Here is an 18,125-nt window from a genome sequence, read left to right on the forward strand (position 1 = left end):
TTACAGTGTGGCGAGGTGAGAGGGTTTCTCACGCTGGGCTTTCAGGTATGGCAAGACCGCGCCCAGCAGAGGCGCCTTGAACGGCGCTTGAAAACGATGCGCAAGCCCCGGAATCAAGCGCAACTGGCTGCCCTGGATATGCGCCGCCAGGTGCACGCCGTGCATCACCGGTAGCAGCGGGTCTGCGGTACCGTGCACCACCAACGTCGGCACGCGCAGCTGATTGAGCAGCTCGACTCGGCTCGGCTCAGCCAGAATCGCCAGAATCTGGCGCTTGGCGCCTTGCGGATTGAATGCCCGATCATAGGCCTGCGCCGCCTGTTGAATCAGCTCCTGGCGCTCATCCTGCACCTGCGGGCTGCCCAATGCGGCGAGCATGTCAGCCTGCTGCTCAATGGCCACAGCACGGCTCGGAGCACTGCGCCGCGCCAGCAACTGCAGCAACGCTGCGCTGGGTTGCGGTAGGCCGGCGGCGCCGGAGCTGGACATCACCAGGGTCAGGCTGCGCACCCGCTGCGGCTGCATGGCGGCCATATGCTGGGCAATCATGCCGCCCATGCTCACCCCCAGTACATGAAACTGCTCGATGTGCAGTGCGTCCATCAGTTGCACGCCATCCTCGGCCATATCGGTCAAGCTGTAAGGCGCCGATACGCTCAGACCAAGTTTGTAGCGCAGCGCCTCGAACGTCAGGTTGGCCGAGGCCGGCGCTGTATTCCAGCGGGTCAGACCAACGTCGCGATTATCGTAGCGGATCACCCGAAAGCCCTGTCGGCACAGGGCTTCCACGACATCGTCGGGCCAGTGGATCAGTTGACCGCCCAGCCCCATGACGAGCAACAGCGCAGGATCTGACGGCGCGCCGACGCTTTGATAGACCATGCTCAGCGCCCCCAGGTCAGCGCGCTGCAGTGCCACACTGGCATCGCAGCGCGCCATGGCAATGGTGCTCGGCGCAGCGCCCCATAGCATCAACACAAACAATAAAAAACGCATCAAGCAACACCAGCACGCAAAGCCCAATTAGTCCGCCAGTCTGATCAACTTGATTGAAAAGCGCTGCCACACTTGCGTGACAATTTGATGAACCCTGCCAGGCGGCCACTCAGGCAACATTAAGACCGCCTGGGCCACACCTGCAGATCGACAAACCGCGCCAACATGAGCCAAACTCACGCACTATCGCGTTTAGCTCCGGAGTTGGTCGTGCTTGAAATTCGTCACCTGAAAACCCTTCATGCACTGCGCGAATCAGACAGCCTGGTCGAGGCCGCCGAGCGCTTACACCTGACCCAGTCGGCACTTTCGCATCAGTTCAAGGAACTTGAAGAGCGCCTGGGCATGCCGCTGTTCGCGCGCAAGACCAAGCCGATTCGCTTTACCAGCGCTGGCCTGCGCCTGCTGCAACTGGCGGACGCCACTCTACCCTTGCTGCGCGGTGCCGAACGCGACATCGCGCGGCTGGCCGGTGGTACTGCAGGGCGCCTGCACATGGCGATCGAATGCCACAGCTGCTTCCAATGGTTGATGCCGACCATCGACCAGTTCCGCGATGCCTGGCCGGAAGTCGAACTGGACCTGGCCTCTGGCTTTGCCTTTGCCCCGCTGCCGGCGTTGGCCCGTGGCGATCTCGACCTGGTGGTGACCTCCGACCCGCTCGACCTGGCCGGGATCACTTACGTGCCGCTGTTCACCTACGAGGCAATGCTGGCGGTAGCCAACCAGCATGCGCTGGCGAGCAAGCCGTACATCGTGCCGCAGGATCTGGTCGACCAGACCCTGATCACCTACCCGGTGGAACGTGACCGTCTCGACATCTTTACCCGCTTTCTCGAACCCGCCGACATCGAGCCCGCCGCCATCCGCACCTCGGAGCTGACGGTGATGATGATGCAGCTGGTGGCCAGCGGTCGTGGCGTCTGCGGCATGCCGCACTGGGCCCTGCACGAATACAGCTCGCGCGGCTATGTGAAGGGCAAGCGCTTGGGCGAAAAGGGACTGTTTGCCACGCTCTACGCCGGGGTGCGCACCGACATGCTCGATGCGCCGTACATGCGTGACTTCCTGCTAACCGCCAAGGACACCTCGTTCGCCACCCTTGATGGGGTCAGCGCGGTGCGTTGAGCAACCGGCGGTACAGCGGCAGAATCAGGTCGCGGGTCAGCGGCGCCAGCAGTGGTGCCGACGGTTGCTCGGCGGTCATCCACAGCACTTCTTCGATCTCCGCTGCGGGCGCTACGGTGGTGGCACAGTCGACGCGAAACAGCTCGCACTGAACCTCGAAGCCCGGTTCGTTCGCTGCCGGCGCGCTGAACTGGCCCAGGTACTCGGCCGCAGCGGCATCGATGCGCAGGCCGAGCTCTTCTTCCAGCTCACGGCCCAATGCTGCCAGCGGCGTCTCCCCTGCATCGATCTTGCCGCCTGGCTGCATGAACGCCTGAGTGCCGCGCTTGCGCACCAGCAGCGTGCGCCCTTGCGGGTCGATGAGCAGAGCGGCGGCGATGCGGATGATGTTCGGCATGGATAACTCGGGGCAGGATTAAGCCGGCGAGGATAGCCGATCCAACCTCCCCGCGTATCAAGCAAACGCCGCTAGACGAACGGCCCCTTGCCAAGTGCGCGTTCGAGCGCCATAACCAGAACATGAACCTGCCTACCTCGCAGCACCCTGCCCTCGCGCTGTTTCATCCCGCCGTCAGCAGCTGGTTCCGCCAGCGCTTCGCCACGGTTACCGACGCCCAGGCCCGCGCTTGGCCGCTGATTCATGCCGGCCAATCGGTACTGCTGACAGCGCCGACCGGCTCGGGCAAGACCCTCAGCGCCTTTTTGGCGGTACTCGACGAGCTGTTCCGCGAGGGTCTGGCCAATGACGGTCAATTGGCTGAGCAGACTCAGGTCATCTACGTGTCGCCACTCAAGGCACTGTCCAACGACATCCGCCTGAATCTGCAGGCGCCGCTCGAAGGCATCAGCCAGGTGATTCAGGCGCAGGGGCTACAGGCGCCGCAGATCACCACCGCGGTACGCACCGGCGACACCCCGCAAAAAGAGCGCGCAGCGATGCGCCGGCGCGCACCGCATATTCTGGTGACCACGCCTGAATCGCTTTATGTGCTGCTCGGCTCGGCGTCCGGGCGCGCAGGTCTGGGCAGCGTGCACACGGTCATCGTCGACGAGATCCACGCCGTGGCCGGCAACAAGCGCGGCTGCCATCTGGCGCTGACGCTGGAGCGCCTGCAAGCCCTGACCGGCAAGCCATTACGCCGCATCGGCTTATCAGCTACGCAGCGCCCGGTCGAACGCGTGGCGCAATTTCTGGTCGGCCAGCAGCGGCCCTGCGCCATCGTCGATGTCGGCCACGCGCGCCAGCGCGACCTGGCCATAGAGGTGCCGCCGGTGCCGCTCGGCGCGGTGATGTCCAGTGATGCCTGGAATCTGGTCTACGACCGCCTGGCCGAGCTGGCCGGCGCCCATCGCACGACTCTGGTGTTCGTCAATACGCGCCGACTGGCCGAACGCCTGACTCGCCACCTCGGCGAGCGGCTTGGTCAGCAGGTGGTTGCCGCGCACCACGGCAGCCTGGCCAAGGAGCACCGCCTGCTGGCCGAGCAGCGCCTGAAGGCTGGCGAGCTGCAGGTGCTGGTCGCCACAGCATCGCTGGAACTGGGCATCGATATCGGCGAGGTCGAGCTGGTCTGCCAGATCGCGTCGCCGGGTTCGATCGCGGCGTTCATCCAGCGCGTTGGCCGCTCTGGCCACCAGGTCGACGGCACGCCCAAGGGGCGCCTGTTCGCCACCTCGCGCGACGACTTGATCGAATGCGTGGCGCTGCTGGAATGCGTGCGCCGCGGCGAACTGGATGAGCTGCACATACCCAAGGCGCCGCTGGATGTGCTGGCCCAGCAGATCGTTGCCGAAGTCAGCAACCAGCCCTGGTCGGAGCAGGGCTTGTTCGATTGTCTGCGCCAGGCCGCACCATTTGCCGCGCTGGAGTATGAGCACTATCAGGCGCTGCTGCGCTTGCTTGCCGAAGGCTACAACGGCCGCCTCGGCGTGCGCGGTGCGTATGTTCACCGTGACGCGGTCAGCGGCATGTTGCGCGGCCGCCGCGGCAGCCAGCTGACGGCGTTGACCAGTGGCGGCACCATCCCCGAGAACGCCGATTACAGCGTGCTGCTCGAGCCCCAGGCGCTGAACATCGGCAGCGTCAACGAAGACTTCGCAGTAGAGAGCATCACCGGCGATATCTTCCAGCTCGGCAATGCCTCCTATCGCATCCTACGGGTCGAGGCCGGCAAGGTACGGGTCGAGGATGCGCGCGGGCTCCCGCCGACCATCCCGTTCTGGCTCGGTGAGGCGCCCGGGCGCAGCGATGAACTATCGGCGGCAGTCGCACGCCTGCAAAGCCAACTCGATCAGCAGTTGCAAGCCAGCCAGGGTGCGTTTGAACCGGTCAGTCAGTGGCTGGCAACTACGTACCAGCTAGATGACGCCTGCGTCAGCCAACTGATCGATTATCTGGGGCGCACCTGGCAGGTGCTGGGCGCTTTACCGTCCCAGCAGACGCTGATCATGGAGCGCTTTTTCGATGAGTCCGGCGGGACTCAGCTGATCATCCACTCGCCCTACGGCAGCCGCATCAATCGCGCCTGGGGGCTGGCCCTGCGCAAGCGCTTTTGCCGCACTTTCAACTTCGAGCTGCAGGCGGCGGCCAGTGAAGACGCGATCGTGCTGTCGCTGTCTGCTGGCCACAGCTTCGAGCTGGATGAAGTGTGGCGCTATCTCTCGAGCAACAGCGCCGAGGCGATCCTGATCCAGGCGGTGCTCGACGCGCCCTTGTTTGGCGTGCGCTGGCGCTGGATTGCCTCGGTCGCGCTGGCCTTGCCGCGCTTTGTCGGCGGGCGCAAGGTGGCCCCGCAAATCCAGCGGATGAAGAGCGAAGACCTGGTCGCAGCAGTATTCCCCGACCAACTGGCCTGCCTGGAAAACATCGCCGGCGAGCGGCAGATTCCTGAGCATCCGCTGGTTGCCCAGACCTTGCACGACTGCCTGCACGAAGCCTTGGACAGCGACGCCTGGCTGGCCCTGCTCAAACGCATGGAAGGCGGCCAGTTACGCCTGATCAGCCGCGACCTGCCGGCACCTTCGCCGCTGGCAGCGGCCATTCTCAATGCCCGGCCCTATGCGTTTCTGGACGATGCACCGCTGGAAGAGCGGCGTACCCAGGCGGTGCTCAACCGGCGCTGGAGCGAGGTCGACAGCGCCGATGATCTCGGCGCGCTGGATGCCGACGCCATCACCGCGGTGGCCCAGGAAGCATGGCCGCAACCGAGCAACAGCGACGAGATGCACGAGGCGCTGATGAGCCTGGGTTGCATCAGCCAGGCCGAGGCAGCGGCCAATCCGGGCTGGCTGGCGCTGCTGCAACGGCTGGCCAAGAGCGGTCGCAGCAGCCGTCTGAACGGCCCCGAGCAGCCGCTGTGGGTGGCCCGTGAGCGCTTGAACCTGTTCAACGCGCTGTACCCGCAGGCACTGTTCGAGCCGGCCGTGACCTTGTTACCGGGCTTCGATACACCGGTCGATGCCGACAGCGCCCTAGGCGAGCTGCTGCGCTCTCGCCTGAGCGGATGCGGCCCGCAAAGCCGTGAGCAGATAGCCGCATCACTGGGCCTGCCGCCGGCGCAGATCGAGCAGGCCCTGGCCGCCCTTGAACAACAAGGCGTGCTGTTGCGCGGCTATTTCAGCCCAGGCGCGCAGGCGCTGCAGTGGTGTGAGCGGCATCTACTGGCGCGCATCCATCGCTACACGGTCAAGCGGCTGCGCCGGGAGATCGAACCGGTCAGCCTGCAGGACTACATGCGCTTTCTGTTCGACTGGCAACACCTGGCGCAGGATCAGCGTATGCGCGGCCGCGAGGCGCTCGGCGAAATACTCGGCCAACTGCAAGGGTTCCCCGGCGGCGCCGGTGCCTGGGAGGCCGACCTGCTGCCGGCGCGCATCAGCGATTACAGCCCGCAATGGCTGGATGAGGCCTGCCGCAGCGGCCAATGGGCCTGGAGCAGGCTGGCGTCGACTGCGGCCAGCAGCACCTTGGCGAGTACGCCACTGGCACTGTTGCCACGCGAGCATCTGAGTCTATGGCGCAGCCTGACCAGCACACCTGAGGTCGCCAGCCTCGGGCCGCGGGCGCAGCGTGTGCATGCCGCACTGCAGGCGCAAGGGGCGTTGTTTTTCGAGGAGCTCTCACAGGAGGCGCATCTGCTGCCCAGTGAGCTGGAAACCGCATTGCAGGAATTGGTCGGGGCCGGCCTGGTCGGCGCCGACAGTTTCATCGGCTTGCGCTGCCTGATCAGCCCCGCCGCCAAGCGCAAACCGCGTATCAGCCGGCGTGGTCGGCCAGCGTTGTTCAGCGACATGGCCCATGCCGGGCGCTGGGCACTGCTCCGGCGCACCAGCGACGAACCCGATCACGACCTGCGCCTCGAATACATTGCGCGGGCGCTGCTGCGCCGCTACGGGGTGATCTGCTGGCGTCTGCTGACGCGTGAATCGGACGCGCTGCCAAGCTGGCGTGAGCTACTGCGCTGCTACCAGCGCCTGGAGGCCCGCGGCGAAATCCGCGGCGGGCGGTTTATTGCCGGGCTGGCCGGCGAACAATTTGCCCTGCCGGACGCAGTCGGGCTGCTGCGCCAGGTCAGGCGCAGGCCGCTGGATGGCGAGCTGGTGCTGATCAGCGGCAGCGATCCACTGAATCTGCTTGGCACCCTGCTGCCAGGCGGAAAACTGCCGGCAGTGGCCGGTAATCGGCTGCTGTACAAGGACGGTGTGCCCGTGGCAACGCGGGTCGGCGGGCGCTATGTGGTTCTGCTCGAGGCAGCTGCCGAGGAGCAGGATGGCTGGCGGCAAAAGCTGCTGCGCGGCTGACTGCGCTGGCCATGTGCCGGGCGTTAGCGCTATGGTCGTGGTTTGCCCCAGGCCCTGAGCCTGACCGAGCCATCGCAAGGATTTCGTATGAGCCTGTCACTTCTCAGCCGCTATGCATTTTTCGCCGCATGCGTCCTCTTCACCCTCGCCAGCCTGCCGTTCATCCATCATGAATGGCTCTGGCCGCTCACCCTGACCAGCGCCGTACTGAGCCTGATCGGCGTGTTCGACCTGCTGCAAAAGCGCCACGCGGTGCGCCGCAACTACCCGATCCTGGGCAATATTCGCTACCTGGTCGAGGCCATTCGCCCGGAAATCCGCCAGTACCTGCTGGAATCCGACAGCGACGCCCTGCCATTCTCCCGCGCGCAGCGCTCGCTGGTTTATGCGCGGGCCAAGAACGAGGCTTCGGACAAACCCTTCGGCACCCTGATCGACGTTTACCAGTCGGGCTTCGAGTTCATCGGCCATTCGATGCGCCCGGCGCCGCTGGCGGACCCTGCGAGCTTTCGGATCATCATCGGCGGCCCACAGTGCACCCAGCCGTACTCGGCATCGATCTTCAACATCTCGGCGATGAGCTTTGGCTCGCTTAGCGCCAACGCCATTCGCGCACTCAACCAGGGCGCCAAGCTGGGCAACTTTGCCCATGACACCGGCGAGGGCAGCATCAGCCCGTATCACCGCGAACACGGCGGCGACCTGACCTGGGAGCTGGGCAGTGGCTACTTCGGTTGCCGCACCGCCGATGGCCGTTTCGACCCCGAGCGCTTTGCCGAGCAGGCGCGCAATCCGCAGGTGCGGATGATCGAGATCAAGATGAGCCAAGGCGCCAAGCCGGGCCATGGCGGGATCCTGCCCAAGCACAAGGTCACCGCCGAAATTGCCGAAACCCGCGGCATTCTGATGGGTGAAGACTGCATTTCACCGTCCCGTCACAGCGCCTTCTCGACGCCTATCGAGTTGATGCAGTTCATTGCCCAACTGCGCCAGTTGTCCGGCGGCAAGCCGGTTGGTTTCAAGTTCTGCCTGGGGCACCCGTGGGAATTCATGGGCATCGCCAAGGCCATGCTCGAGACCGGCATCCTGCCCGACTTCATCGTCGTCGACGGCAAGGAAGGCGGCACCGGCGCCGCGCCGGTGGAATTCACCGACCATATCGGCGTGCCCCTGCGTGAGGGGCTGCTGTTCGTGCACAACACCCTGGTCGGGCTGAACCTGCGAGACAAGATCAAGCTCGGCGCCAGCGGCAAGATCGTCAGCGCCTTCGACATCGCCAGCGTGCTGGCCATCGGTGCCGACTGGGCCAACTCGGCGCGTGGCTTCATGTTTGCCATCGGCTGCATTCAGTCGCAAAGCTGCCACACCAACAAGTGCCCGACCGGGGTCGCTACCCAGGACCCACTGCGCCAGCGGGCGCTGGTGGTGCCGGACAAAGCCAACCGCGTCCTCAACTTCCACCACAATACCCTGCGCGCGCTGGCCGAAATGCTCGCGGCGGCTGGCCTGGAGCACCCGGCGCAGTTGGAGGCCAAGCACTTGGTACGGCGGATTTCGGCAACCGAAATCAAGCTGTTCTCGCAGATGCACGTGTTTCTCAAACCGGGCGAGCTGCTCACCGGCGAGGTCGATGGGCAGTTCTATTCGCGGATGTGGCAACTGGCTCGGGCCGACAGCTTCGAGCCCCACAGCGAGCAGGCCGCCTAAGCGTTTGCAGCAGGTGTCGGCAGTGTCAGCGCGGCATGCCGCCGATGCCGCTCACAAAATTTTCACCTGCTGCGGTCAGCGTCTAAGCTTCAGACACGCAAGACGAAATTACTTGGCCGGATAGATGACTATGGGCGCACAGTGGCAATCGGAACCCTCCAGCACCCAAGCACCTGAAGCAGGTCTGGATAATGCTCCGCCGCCAAAACCACCTCGTCAGCGCAGGTTGTGGTGGCGGTTGATCATTCTCGTCGTGCTGCTGGCGATGATTGCCATCGGCTTTGCGGCCTATGACGAAATGCAGACCTCGAACCTGCAATCGCGCGAGTTCAGCCGCCTGGCCGCGACCTTGACCTACAGCTTGGAGCCAGGCCCCAGCGATGCCATCGTCTACCCCGGTGAAGGGCCTTTCGACAAGCGCCTGGGCTACAGCGCGCTGGGTGAGTTTCTGCCGCGTCTGCTCAAGCGCGATTACCTGATCAGCGAGCAGGTCCGGTTTTCTCCGGCATTGATGGACTATGTCGACCACGGCCTGTTTGTGCCTTTTGTCGAGAAAATCCAGGCGGGTTTGACCATCACCGATTGTCGCGGCGACATGCTCTACCAGTACAACTACCCGCAGCACCTGTACCCGGACTTTGCCGCGATACCACCGGTGATGGTCAAGAGCCTGCTGTTTATCGAGAACCGCGACCTGCTCGACCCGGCCGACCCGCGCAACAACCCGGCAGTGGACTGGCCACGCTTCGCCAAGGCCGCCTACAGCCAGATTGCCAAGTACTTCGCCCTGCCCGGCCAGTCGGCCGGCGGCAGCACGCTGGCCACCCAGCTGGAGAAATACCGCCATTCACCGGACGGCCTGACCGTTTCGGGGAGCGAAAAACTGCGCCAGATGCTCTCGGCCAGCGTGCGCGCGTACAAGGGCGGCCCTGATACCACCGAGTCGCGCCAGCGCATCGTGCGTGATTACCTCAACAGCGTGCCGCTGTCGGCAGTACCTGGCCACGGCGAAGTGCACGGCATGGCCGAAGGTTTGCGCGTCTGGTATGGCGCGGACTTCGATCAGGTCAACCGCGCCCTCGCCTCGACTGCCACCGATGCCGACAGCCTTGTCGAGCGGGGCCTGGCCTTGCGCCAGGTGCTGTCGTTGATGATCGCCCAGCGCCGCCCTTCGCATTACCTGTCCAAAGGCCGCATCGAGCTGGCCGAACTGACCGACTCGCATATTCGCGTGCTGGCTGCGGCGAATATCATCGAGCGGCCACTGGCGGATGCCGCGTTGGCCAGCAAAGCGCGCTATCGCGATTGGGTAGCGCAGCCGACCATCGTCCCGATCATCACCAACAAGGGCATCAGCCTGGCCCGCAACCGCCTGGCCGGGATGCTCAACCGGCCTCTGTATGACCTCGACCGCCTCGACCTGTCGGCCACCAGTACCCTGCAGGGTGATCTGCAGAACCAGGTCAGCGACTATCTGAAAAAACTCTCCGATCCAGCTTTTGCCGGGGAGATGGGCCTTATCGGCGAGCGCTTGCTGACCAGCAAGACTACCGATCAGGTGCGCTACAGCTTCACTCTGTTCGAACGTACCGCCGATGGCTCGCGGGTTCGTGTGCAAACCGACAGCACCGACCAGGCCTTCGATATCAACGAGGGCAGCAAGCTCGAGCTGGGCTCCACCGCCAAGCTGCGGGTGCTCACCACCTACCTGCAGATCATCGCCGAGCTGCACGACAAGTATGCCGGCAAGCCAGTCAGCGAGCTGAAGAAGGTGGATGTCGCCGAGCTTGACCGGTTGACCCAATGGTCGCTGGAATGGCTGACCCTCAACAGCAAGAATCAAAACCTCGATGCGATGCTCGACGCAGCGCTTGAGCGCAAATACTCGGCCAATACCGGTGAGGCATTCTTTACCGGCGGTGGCATGCATGTGTTCAACAACTTCCGCAAGGAAGACAACGGTCGTAACCCGACCCTCAAGGACGCACTGCGCGAGTCGATCAACCTGCCGTTCATTCGCCTGATGCGCGACATCGTCCGCTATGTCACCTACCAGCAACCGTTCAACCGGGCGATGCTGCTCAAAGACGATGGCGACCCGCGCCGGCAGGAATACCTGGCACGCTTTGCTGATCGCGAAGGCAGCAACTACCTCATGCGCTTCTGGAAAAAGTACCAGCGCAAGACCTCGCAACAGCGCCTGGATACCTTCCTCGACAGCATGCGGGTCACCCCGCAGCGGCTGGCAGCGGTGCACCGCTATCTGTTCCCGGAAGCCTCCCAGGAAACTTTCAACGCCTTCGTCCGCGCGCACAGCAAGGGCGACAAAAAGGCCTTGGCCAAGCTCGACGATGGTCGCCTTTCGCAGATGTACGACAGTTACGGCCCCGGCAAATACGACCTGCCCGACCAGGGCTTTATCGCCAAGGTGCACCCGCTTGACCTGTGGCTGCTCGGTTACCTGCTGAAAAACCCCGGCGCGAGCCTGAGCGAGATGCTCAATGCCGGTCGGTTCGAGCGCCAGGAAGTCTATGGCTGGTTGTTCAAGAGCCGCCACCAGGGTGCCCGTGACAGTCGTATCCGGACCATGGTCGAGATCGAGGCGTTTCTCGATATACATCAACGCTGGAAGCAGGTCGGCTACCCGTTCGATCATCTTGTGCCATCCCTGGCCACCGCCATCGGCAGCTCGGGCGATCGTCCGGCAGCGCTGTCCGAGCTGGTCGGGATCATCCAGAACGACGGTGTGCGCTTGCCGACACTGCGCCTCGACACCCTGCACTTTGCCGCCAATACGCCGTATGAGACCAAGCTGATCAGCGATCCGGACCGCGGCAAGCGGATTCTGCCGGTTGAAGTCGCACGCGCGCTTAAAGGCGCCATGTCGCAAGTGGTAGACGCCGGTACGGCAAGGCGTATCTCCGGCAGCTTCAAGCTGCACGATGGCACGCCACTGGTGATGGGCGGCAAGACCGGTACCGGCGACAACCGCATCGAGAGCTTTGGCGCTGGCGGTCGGCTGATCGGTTCGCGCTCGCTGAACCGCACCGCAACCTTCGTGTTCTTCCTGGGCGACAACCACTTCGGCACTCTCACCGCCTTTGTGCCGGGGCGCACGGCAGAGGCCTTCACCTTCACTTCGGCATTGCCAGTGCAGGCGCTTAAAGGCATGGCACCGATCCTGATGCCGTATCTCGAACCAGGCAGTAGCACCGAGTGCAAACCACCTCAGTTAGCGGCCAATCACTGACAGCACAGTCACCGCCCGGACAGCCCGGGTGGTGACTGATCGAATAACCAAATGAGAATCATCACTATCTTTGGCTTGTCTTAAGATATATCTTGAGTAGTATCTAACGATATATCGCAGACAGAGCCTTTAGACCATGCGTGATCACGATCCCTTCGACCGCCGCCCCGCCCGCGGCGAGCGCGGCCCGCGGGTATTTGCCCCCGGCGACCTGAAATTGCTGCTGCTGGCCATGCTTGCCGAACAGGCCGGCCATGGCTACGACCTGATTCGCCAGATCGAGACGTTGTTCGATGGCAGCTACAGCCCGAGCCCCGGCGTGATCTATCCAACCCTGAATTTCCTTGAAGAAGCCGAACTGATCAGCGGCCAGGTCCAGGGCAGCAAACGCCTTTACGCCATTACCGATGCCGGGCGCACTGCCCTGACCGAGCAAGCCGTCGCCGTCGATGGTGTGCGCATGCGCATCGAAGTCAGCAAGCGGGCACTGCGTGGCCATGATCGCCCACCGGAAATTCATGAGGCCGTGGGCAACCTGCGCCATGCCCTGCATATGCACAGCGGCCGCTGGAACAGCGCCGAGATCGAGCGGGTCAGCAATCTGCTCAACGACACCGCCAAGGCCATTGCCGCCGGCCCGGCCGATTCCGTCACGGAGAACACTTGATGAACAACAGCATTCACCGCGTCAATCACGAAATCAAACAGCGTCGGCTGCAGGTACTGCGGGTGACCGATCTGACTCCGCGCATGCGCCGCATCACTCTTGGCGGGCCGGAGCTGGCAGGCTTTGTCAGCCTCGGCAGCGACGACCATATCAAGCTGTTGTTCGGCGTGACTGCTGCCGAACAGGCGGCCATCGATGCGCGCCAGTCGGGCCGCGACGGTGGCGCTCGGCCGACCATGCGCGAGTACAGCCCGCGCCGCTATGACCTGGCCAGCGGCGAGCTGGATATCGACTTCGTCCTGCATGGCGACGGCCCTGCATCGACCTGGGCTGCTCAGGCTGAACCGGGCCAGGTGTTGAACATCGCCGGGCCAAGGGCTTCGCTGGTGGTGCCGGACATTTTTGACAGCTACCTGCTGATTGGCGACGAGACGGCGATCCCGGCCATCGCCCGGCGCTTGCACGAGTTGCCGGCAGGTCGCCGGGTGCTCGCGCTGATTCAGATTGCCGACGACCAGGAACGCCAGCCGTTGCCGAGCCAGGCTGAGGTCGAGGTGATCTGGGTGCAACGAGACAAGCAGGACCTGCTGGCAGTGATCAGCGAGTTGCCTTTGCCGGAGGGCGAGCTGTACAGCTGGGTCGCGCTGGAGAAGTCTTTGACTCGACAGGCCAAGACCTTGCTGCTGGAAAAAGGCGTTCATGAGGATGCCTTGAAAGCCGCCGCCTACTGGCGCGCCGATGGGAGTACTGACGACGAGTAGTCTCAGTCGAGATACGGGGCTGCGGCCCTGTAGCAGCGGCCTTGTGTCGCGATAGGCCAGCGAAGCTGGCCCGGCGATATCAGCGGCGAAGCTGAAAATGTGGGGCCGCTTCGCCGCCCTTTCGCGACACAAGGCGGCTCCTACAGGAACCGCGCATGACCCAGGAATGACGTGGTCAGGGTAGCGGCTGCGTCCTTCGCCGCCCCTGCCAGCGATCCAGCGCCAGCAATACCAGCCCGATCGCCCAGAACGCGACCAACACCACCAGCGCATTGATCATCACCTGCCCATAACCAAGGCTGGCGACATCAATGAACGGATAGGGATAAACCCCGATTTGCTGCCCACGCCACAACGTATAGGCGAAATACACCGCCGGATACAGGCTCCACCAGCCCAGGTCAGACAGGCGCAGCTGCCCCTTGGGCACCACTCGCCACCAATACACTACAAACAGCAGCGGCATCACATCGTGCAGCAACTCGTCCGCAAGCCATTGCCAGCCCTGGGGATGCCACAAGTGGCGCAGCAGCAAGCTGTAGGCAATCGACACCAGCACAATGCTGGCAGCAATGCCTGAGCTGACCCGCGCAGACAAGAACCAACGCCGTGCCGCCGCGGCGTGGCCAAACGCCGCGTAGCTCAGCACGGTCGCCACCAGCGTATTGCTTAAGACGGTGAAAAAGCCGAACAGATTGATCAGCCCGCCAATCAGGCTGGCCTGCTCCTGCCAGCGCGCCAGCAACACCAGGTACAGCTGCACACTCAAGCCGAACCAGCCCAGCAGCGCAGCCAGGCTCAGCCATGGATGACGAGCCATTCAGCCTTTGCGCTGCAGCTTGATGTACAGGTACTCGACCTTCTCTCGTGCCCACGGCGTCTTGCGCAAAAAGGCCAGGCTCGACTTGATCGACGGGTCGCTCTTGAAGCAGCGCACGTCGATGCGTTCGGCCAAGCCTTGCCACTGGTAGTGAGCGACCAGCTCGGTGAGGATCTGCTCGAGCGTCTTGCCGTGCAATGCGTTGTGGTTGGCCGTGCTCATGCGGAGCTCCTGCGGTGAAAAGAGGCGCAGATTACACGAGTGTAGAAGCAAAAACCTCTGGCCAGCACTCAGCCAAGCAATGTTATAGTGTAACAATACTAATACCTTGCCAAGGAACGCTTGATCTCATGTTGCCGCTACCGCTGCGCCTTTCCCCGCTTGCCGCTGCCCTTTGGCTGGCCTCCCCCGCCAGCCACGCCGTTGAACTGCAGCCACAGGTTATTACTGCCAATCCGCTGGGCAGCGCTCAACTTGCCGCGCCAAGTACAGTGCTCGAAGGCGACGCGTTGCTGCACCAGCAGCACGCCAGCCTCGGTGAAACCCTCAACAAGCAGCCCGGGGTCGCCTCAACCTGGTTTGGCCCGGGCGCCAGCCGCCCGGTGATCCGCGGCCTGGACGGAGATCGCATTCGTATCCTGCGCAATGGCGTCGGCGCGCTGGATGCTTCGTCGCTGTCGTACGACCATGCGGTGCCACTGGACCCGGTCACCGTCGAGCGGGTTGAAATCGTCCGCGGCCCAGCGGCGCTGCTGTATGGCGGCAATGCCATCGGCGGCGTGGTCAACACCTTCGACAACCGCATCCCCGATGCCCCCATCGACGGCACTCACGGTGCGGGTGAGCTGCGCTACGGCGGCGCCGACACCACCCGCAGCAGCGCCGGCAAGCTCGAAGCCGGTGACGGCAACTTCGCCTTGCACCTGGATGCCAACAGCCGCCACTTCAATGACCTGCGCATTCCTGGCTATGCGCGCAGCGGCAAGGTGCGCGACAGTGCCGAGCCGGGCAGCAAACACCGCCTGGAGAACAGCAACGGTCGCCAGGACGGCGGCGCTATTGGCGGCGCCTATCACTGGGAGCACGGTTACAGCGGGTTATCCTACAGCCGTTACGACAGCAACTACGGCTCGGTTGCCGAGCCCGGCGTGCGCCTGGACATGCAGCAGGACCACTACGGTTTCGCCTCTGAACTGCGCGATCTGGACGGCCCGTTCAGCTCGGTCAAGGTCGACGCTGGCTACACCGATTACCAGCACCGCGAGATCGAAAGCGGCGAAGTGCACACCACCTTCAAGAACAAAGGCTACGAGGCGCGCATCGAGGCCAGGCATCAACCGCTGGGGCCAGTGGAAGGGGTGATCGGCGCGCAGGTCAGCCGCAATCAGTTCTCCGCGTTGGGTGAAGAAGCCTTCGTGCCCTACACCGACACCGACAGCCTGGCGCTGTTTCTGTTAGAGCAGTGGCAGGCCAGCGAGCGCCTGAACCTGAGCTTCGGTGCACGTCTGGAACACACCCGGGTAGACCCGGATGCCAAGGGCAACGAGGACTTCGCCGCCGCTGACAGCACCAGTACCTTCAATGCCGTGAGCCTGTCTTCAGGCGCGGTGTATCAGCTTGACCCGATCTGGTCGCTGGCGGCCAACCTCGGCTACACCGAGCGCGCGCCGACCTTCTATGAGCTGTATGCCAATGGTGCGCACGTGGCGACCGGCGCCTATGAAGTGGGTGATGCCAGCCTGAACAAGGAAAAGGCGATCGCCGCCGACCTGGCCCTACGGTTTGACAATGGCACGCACAAGGGCAGTGTCGGCGTGTTCTATAGCCACTTTCGCAATTACATTGGCCTGATCAGCAGCGGCAATCTGCGTGAAGGGCATCATCATGATGGCGATGATGATCACGATCATGACCACGGTGATATTCCCGAATACCTGTACCAAGGTGTGCCTGCGCGCTTCTATGGCATCGAGGCGCAGGATCGCTGGCAGTTGCTGGAAAACCGCTACGGCAGCTTTGCCCTGGAACTGTCAGGCGACTACACCCGCGCCAATAACCTCGACACGGGTGAGCCGCTGCCACGGATTGCGCCGCTACGCCTCAACAGCGGCCTGCTCTGGTCGCTGGACCGCTGGCAGGCGCGCGTCGATGTACAGCATGCAGCCTCGCAGCAACGCAAGCCGTCCAACGAAACCAGCACTGACGGCTACACCACCTTGGGCGCAAGCGTCGGCTACCGCTTCGATGTCGGCCAGAGCCAATGGCTGGCGTTTGTCCGCGGCGAGAACCTGACCAATCAGACGGTGCGCTACGCCAGTTCGATCTTGCGCGACATTGCCCCAGCGCCTGGGCGTAGTGTCGAGGTTGGCCTGCGTACAAGCTTCTGAGGAACCGCACTGGGGCATTATGGCTGGCACGATTGAGCTGGCCATGGTGACCACAGCCATAGCGCTAGGCCCATTGTTGCTGCAGCAGTAACAATCAAGTGCGACATTTTGTCTTTTTTTATTACCCCTTCCGCTATATCCTGCCGCCGCACTGAATCGCTTCAGCCCATATTCCCACAGCCATACGCCATCGAAGAGCGTGCTTTTCGATGCGCTTGGGTATTTTTCGTCAATCCAAAGATAGCGCTATCTCATGTTCCAGCTACCCCGTAGTCGTTATGCCGCCTTAGGCCTGTCCACACTCCTCTGTGGCGTTACGCCCGCCACGCTTGCCGGTGAAATGTTCGCCAGTGACTCGCCGTGGATGCTTGGCGACTGGAACGGCAGCCGCAGTGACCTGCGCGAGCGCGGCTACGACTTCACCCTCGGCTACACGGGTGAAATGGGCAGCAACCTGCATGGCGGCTACGACCATGACCGCAGCGCGCGCTACAGCGACCAGTTCACCTTTGGCAGCCACCTTGATCTGCAGAAGATCCTCGGCTGGAACGCCACCGAGGTGCAGTTGACCGTGACCGAGCGCCACGGCCAGAACATCAGCAATGACCGCATCAACGACCCGCGCGTAGGGGGTTTTACCTCCGCCCAGGAAGTCTGGGGTCGCGGCCAGACCTGGCGCCTGACTCAGCTGTGGATCAAGCAGAAGTACTTCGATGGCGTCCTCGACGTGAAATTCGGCCGCTTCGGCGAAGGCGAAGACTTCAACAGCTTCCCCTGCGACTTCCAGAACCTGGCGTTCTGCGGCTCGCAGGTCGGCAACTGGGTTGGCGGCATCTGGTACAACTGGCCGGTCAGCCAATGGGCCCTGCGCGTGCGTTACAACCTGAGCGATACGCTGTACGCCCAGGTCGGCGTGTTCGAGCAGAACCCTTCCAACCTCGAGTCGGGCAATGGCTTCAAGCTCAGCGGCAGCGGTACCCAGGGCGCGGTGATGCCGATCGAACTGGTCTGGAGCCCACAGGTCAATGGACTTGCAGGGGAATATCGCGCCGGCTACTACTACAGTAATGCCAAGGCTCAGGACGTACTGCGCGACAGCAGTGGCCAACCCGCCGCCATCAGCGGCGCTGCCTACCGCAGCCGCTCGAGCAAACACGGTTTCTGGCTCGGCGCGCAGCAGCAGGTGACCTCGCAGGCGTCCGACCAGTCACGCGGCCTGAGCTTGTTTGCCAATGCCACATTGCACGACAAGAAGACCAATGCCATCGACAACTACGTTCAGGCAGGTGTGCTGTACAAGGGGCCATTCGATGCCCGGGCCAAGGACGACATCGGTTTCGCCCTCGCCCGCGTGCACGTCAACCCCGGCTACCGCAAGAACGCCCGCCTGGCCAATCAGGCGGCCGGCATCAGTGATTACGACAACCCAGGCTACCTGCCTGTGCAAGACACCGAATACAGCGCCGAGCTCTACTACGGCGTGCACCTGGCCGACTGGCTCACCGTGCGTCCCAACCTGCAGTACATCCGCCATCCAGGCGGGGTATCGGCAGTCGACGACGCACTGATCGCCGGCCTGAAGATTCAAAGCAGTTTCTGACCTCAACTT

12 protein-coding genes are annotated in these 18,125 nt (G+C 63.3%); 8 read left to right on the forward strand and 4 right to left on the reverse strand.

The window, feature by feature from the left end; translation table 11 throughout:
* Entirely contained in the window at positions 1 to 999 is a 999-nt protein-coding gene (locus K3F44_RS14275; RefSeq protein ID WP_150570569.1) for an alpha/beta fold hydrolase, read from the reverse strand.
* Between the two features lie 207 nt (positions 1,000 to 1,206).
* Between K3F44_RS14275 and metR the strand changes: the two genes are divergently transcribed.
* Positions 1,207 to 2,124, forward strand: a complete 918-nt coding sequence (gene metR, locus K3F44_RS14280; RefSeq protein WP_101321860.1) for a transcriptional regulator MetR — start codon at positions 1,207 to 1,209, stop codon at positions 2,122 to 2,124.
* On the opposite strand, the gene K3F44_RS14285 is transcribed toward metR, so the two are convergent.
* Positions 2,108 to 2,521, reverse strand: a complete 414-nt coding sequence (locus tag K3F44_RS14285) for an NUDIX domain-containing protein (RefSeq protein WP_101321861.1) — start codon at positions 2,519 to 2,521, stop codon at positions 2,108 to 2,110. The two genes, metR and K3F44_RS14285, sit on opposite strands and share 17 nt — an antisense overlap.
* A 122-nt stretch (positions 2,522 to 2,643) precedes the next feature.
* Between K3F44_RS14285 and K3F44_RS14290 the strand changes: the two genes are divergently transcribed.
* The 5 genes from K3F44_RS14290 to K3F44_RS14310 all read left to right on the forward strand — a co-directional run bounded on the left by K3F44_RS14290 (position 2,644) and on the right by K3F44_RS14310 (position 13,309).
* The gene (locus K3F44_RS14290) at positions 2,644 to 6,924 is read left to right on the forward strand and encodes a DEAD/DEAH box helicase (RefSeq protein ID WP_220632458.1); all 4,281 of its coding nucleotides are present in this window, start codon (positions 2,644 to 2,646) and stop codon (positions 6,922 to 6,924) included.
* A gap of 87 nt (positions 6,925 to 7,011) precedes the next feature.
* The gene (locus tag K3F44_RS14295; protein ID WP_101321863.1) at positions 7,012 to 8,631 is read left to right on the forward strand and encodes an FMN-binding glutamate synthase family protein; all 1,620 of its coding nucleotides are present in this window, start codon (positions 7,012 to 7,014) and stop codon (positions 8,629 to 8,631) included.
* Positions 8,632 to 8,761: 130 nt separating this feature from the next.
* Positions 8,762 to 11,881: a transglycosylase domain-containing protein gene (locus tag K3F44_RS14300; protein WP_220632459.1), complete on the forward strand. Its 3,120-nt coding sequence runs from the start codon at positions 8,762 to 8,764 to the stop codon at positions 11,879 to 11,881.
* Positions 11,882 to 12,017: 136 nt separating this feature from the next.
* Positions 12,018 to 12,548, forward strand: a complete 531-nt coding sequence (locus K3F44_RS14305; protein WP_150570572.1) for a PadR family transcriptional regulator — start codon at positions 12,018 to 12,020, stop codon at positions 12,546 to 12,548.
* Positions 12,548 to 13,309 carry a siderophore-interacting protein gene (locus K3F44_RS14310; protein WP_220632460.1) on the forward strand — a complete coding sequence of 254 codons (762 nt, stop codon included), beginning with the start codon at positions 12,548 to 12,550 and terminating at the stop codon, positions 13,307 to 13,309. Before K3F44_RS14305 ends, K3F44_RS14310 begins: the two co-directional genes overlap by 1 nt.
* A gap of 175 nt (positions 13,310 to 13,484) precedes the next feature.
* On the opposite strand, the gene K3F44_RS14315 is transcribed toward K3F44_RS14310, so the two are convergent.
* Both K3F44_RS14315 and K3F44_RS14320 read right to left on the reverse strand, forming a co-directional pair.
* A complete protein-coding gene (locus K3F44_RS14315) occupies positions 13,485 to 14,129 on the reverse strand; it encodes a Pr6Pr family membrane protein (protein ID WP_101321867.1) in 645 nt (214 codons plus the stop codon).
* Positions 14,130 to 14,351 (reverse strand): VF530 family DNA-binding protein, encoded by a 222-nt coding sequence (locus K3F44_RS14320; protein ID WP_101321868.1) that lies wholly within the window; start codon positions 14,349 to 14,351, stop codon positions 14,130 to 14,132. It lies immediately after the preceding gene.
* 128 nt (positions 14,352 to 14,479) lie between these two features.
* Between K3F44_RS14320 and K3F44_RS14325 the strand changes: the two genes are divergently transcribed.
* Together K3F44_RS14325 and K3F44_RS14330 are read left to right on the forward strand one after the other, a co-directional pair.
* Positions 14,480 to 16,516 carry a TonB-dependent receptor gene (locus tag K3F44_RS14325; protein WP_220632461.1) on the forward strand — a complete coding sequence of 679 codons (2,037 nt, stop codon included), beginning with the start codon at positions 14,480 to 14,482 and terminating at the stop codon, positions 16,514 to 16,516.
* A gap of 253 nt (positions 16,517 to 16,769) precedes the next feature.
* Complete coding sequence (locus tag K3F44_RS14330; protein ID WP_150570576.1) at positions 16,770 to 18,116, forward strand: carbohydrate porin; 1,347 nt, start codon at positions 16,770 to 16,772, stop codon at positions 18,114 to 18,116.
* Positions 18,117 to 18,125 lie beyond the last annotated feature (9 nt).

It is taken from the genome of Pseudomonas sp. S07E 245 (assembly GCF_019599025.1).
GTDB lineage: Bacteria > Pseudomonadota > Gammaproteobacteria > Pseudomonadales > Pseudomonadaceae > Aquipseudomonas > Aquipseudomonas shirazensis.

Bases quoted from the DNA above. Each gene is read 5' to 3' on its own strand.
- K3F44_RS14295 (WP_101321863.1), top strand. From the start codon at position 7,012: ATGAGCCTGTCACTTCTCAGCCGCTATGCATTTTTCGCCGCATGCGTC.
- K3F44_RS14290 (WP_220632458.1), top strand. From the start codon at position 2,644: ATGAACCTGCCTACCTCGCAGCACCCTGCCCTCGCGCTGTTTCATCCC.
- K3F44_RS14320 (WP_101321868.1), bottom strand. From the start codon at position 14,351: ATGAGCACGGCCAACCACAACGCATTGCACGGCAAGACGCTCGAGCAG.
- K3F44_RS14315 (WP_101321867.1), bottom strand. From the start codon at position 14,129: ATGGCTCGTCATCCATGGCTGAGCCTGGCTGCGCTGCTGGGCTGGTTC.
- K3F44_RS14310 (WP_220632460.1), top strand. From the start codon at position 12,548: ATGAACAACAGCATTCACCGCGTCAATCACGAAATCAAACAGCGTCGG.
- K3F44_RS14305 (WP_150570572.1), top strand. From the start codon at position 12,018: ATGCGTGATCACGATCCCTTCGACCGCCGCCCCGCCCGCGGCGAGCGC.
- K3F44_RS14285 (WP_101321861.1), bottom strand. From the start codon at position 2,521: ATGCCGAACATCATCCGCATCGCCGCCGCTCTGCTCATCGACCCGCAA.
- K3F44_RS14330 (WP_150570576.1), top strand. From the start codon at position 16,770: ATGTTCCAGCTACCCCGTAGTCGTTATGCCGCCTTAGGCCTGTCCACA.
- K3F44_RS14325 (WP_220632461.1), top strand. From the start codon at position 14,480: ATGTTGCCGCTACCGCTGCGCCTTTCCCCGCTTGCCGCTGCCCTTTGG.
- K3F44_RS14300 (WP_220632459.1), top strand. From the start codon at position 8,762: ATGGGCGCACAGTGGCAATCGGAACCCTCCAGCACCCAAGCACCTGAA.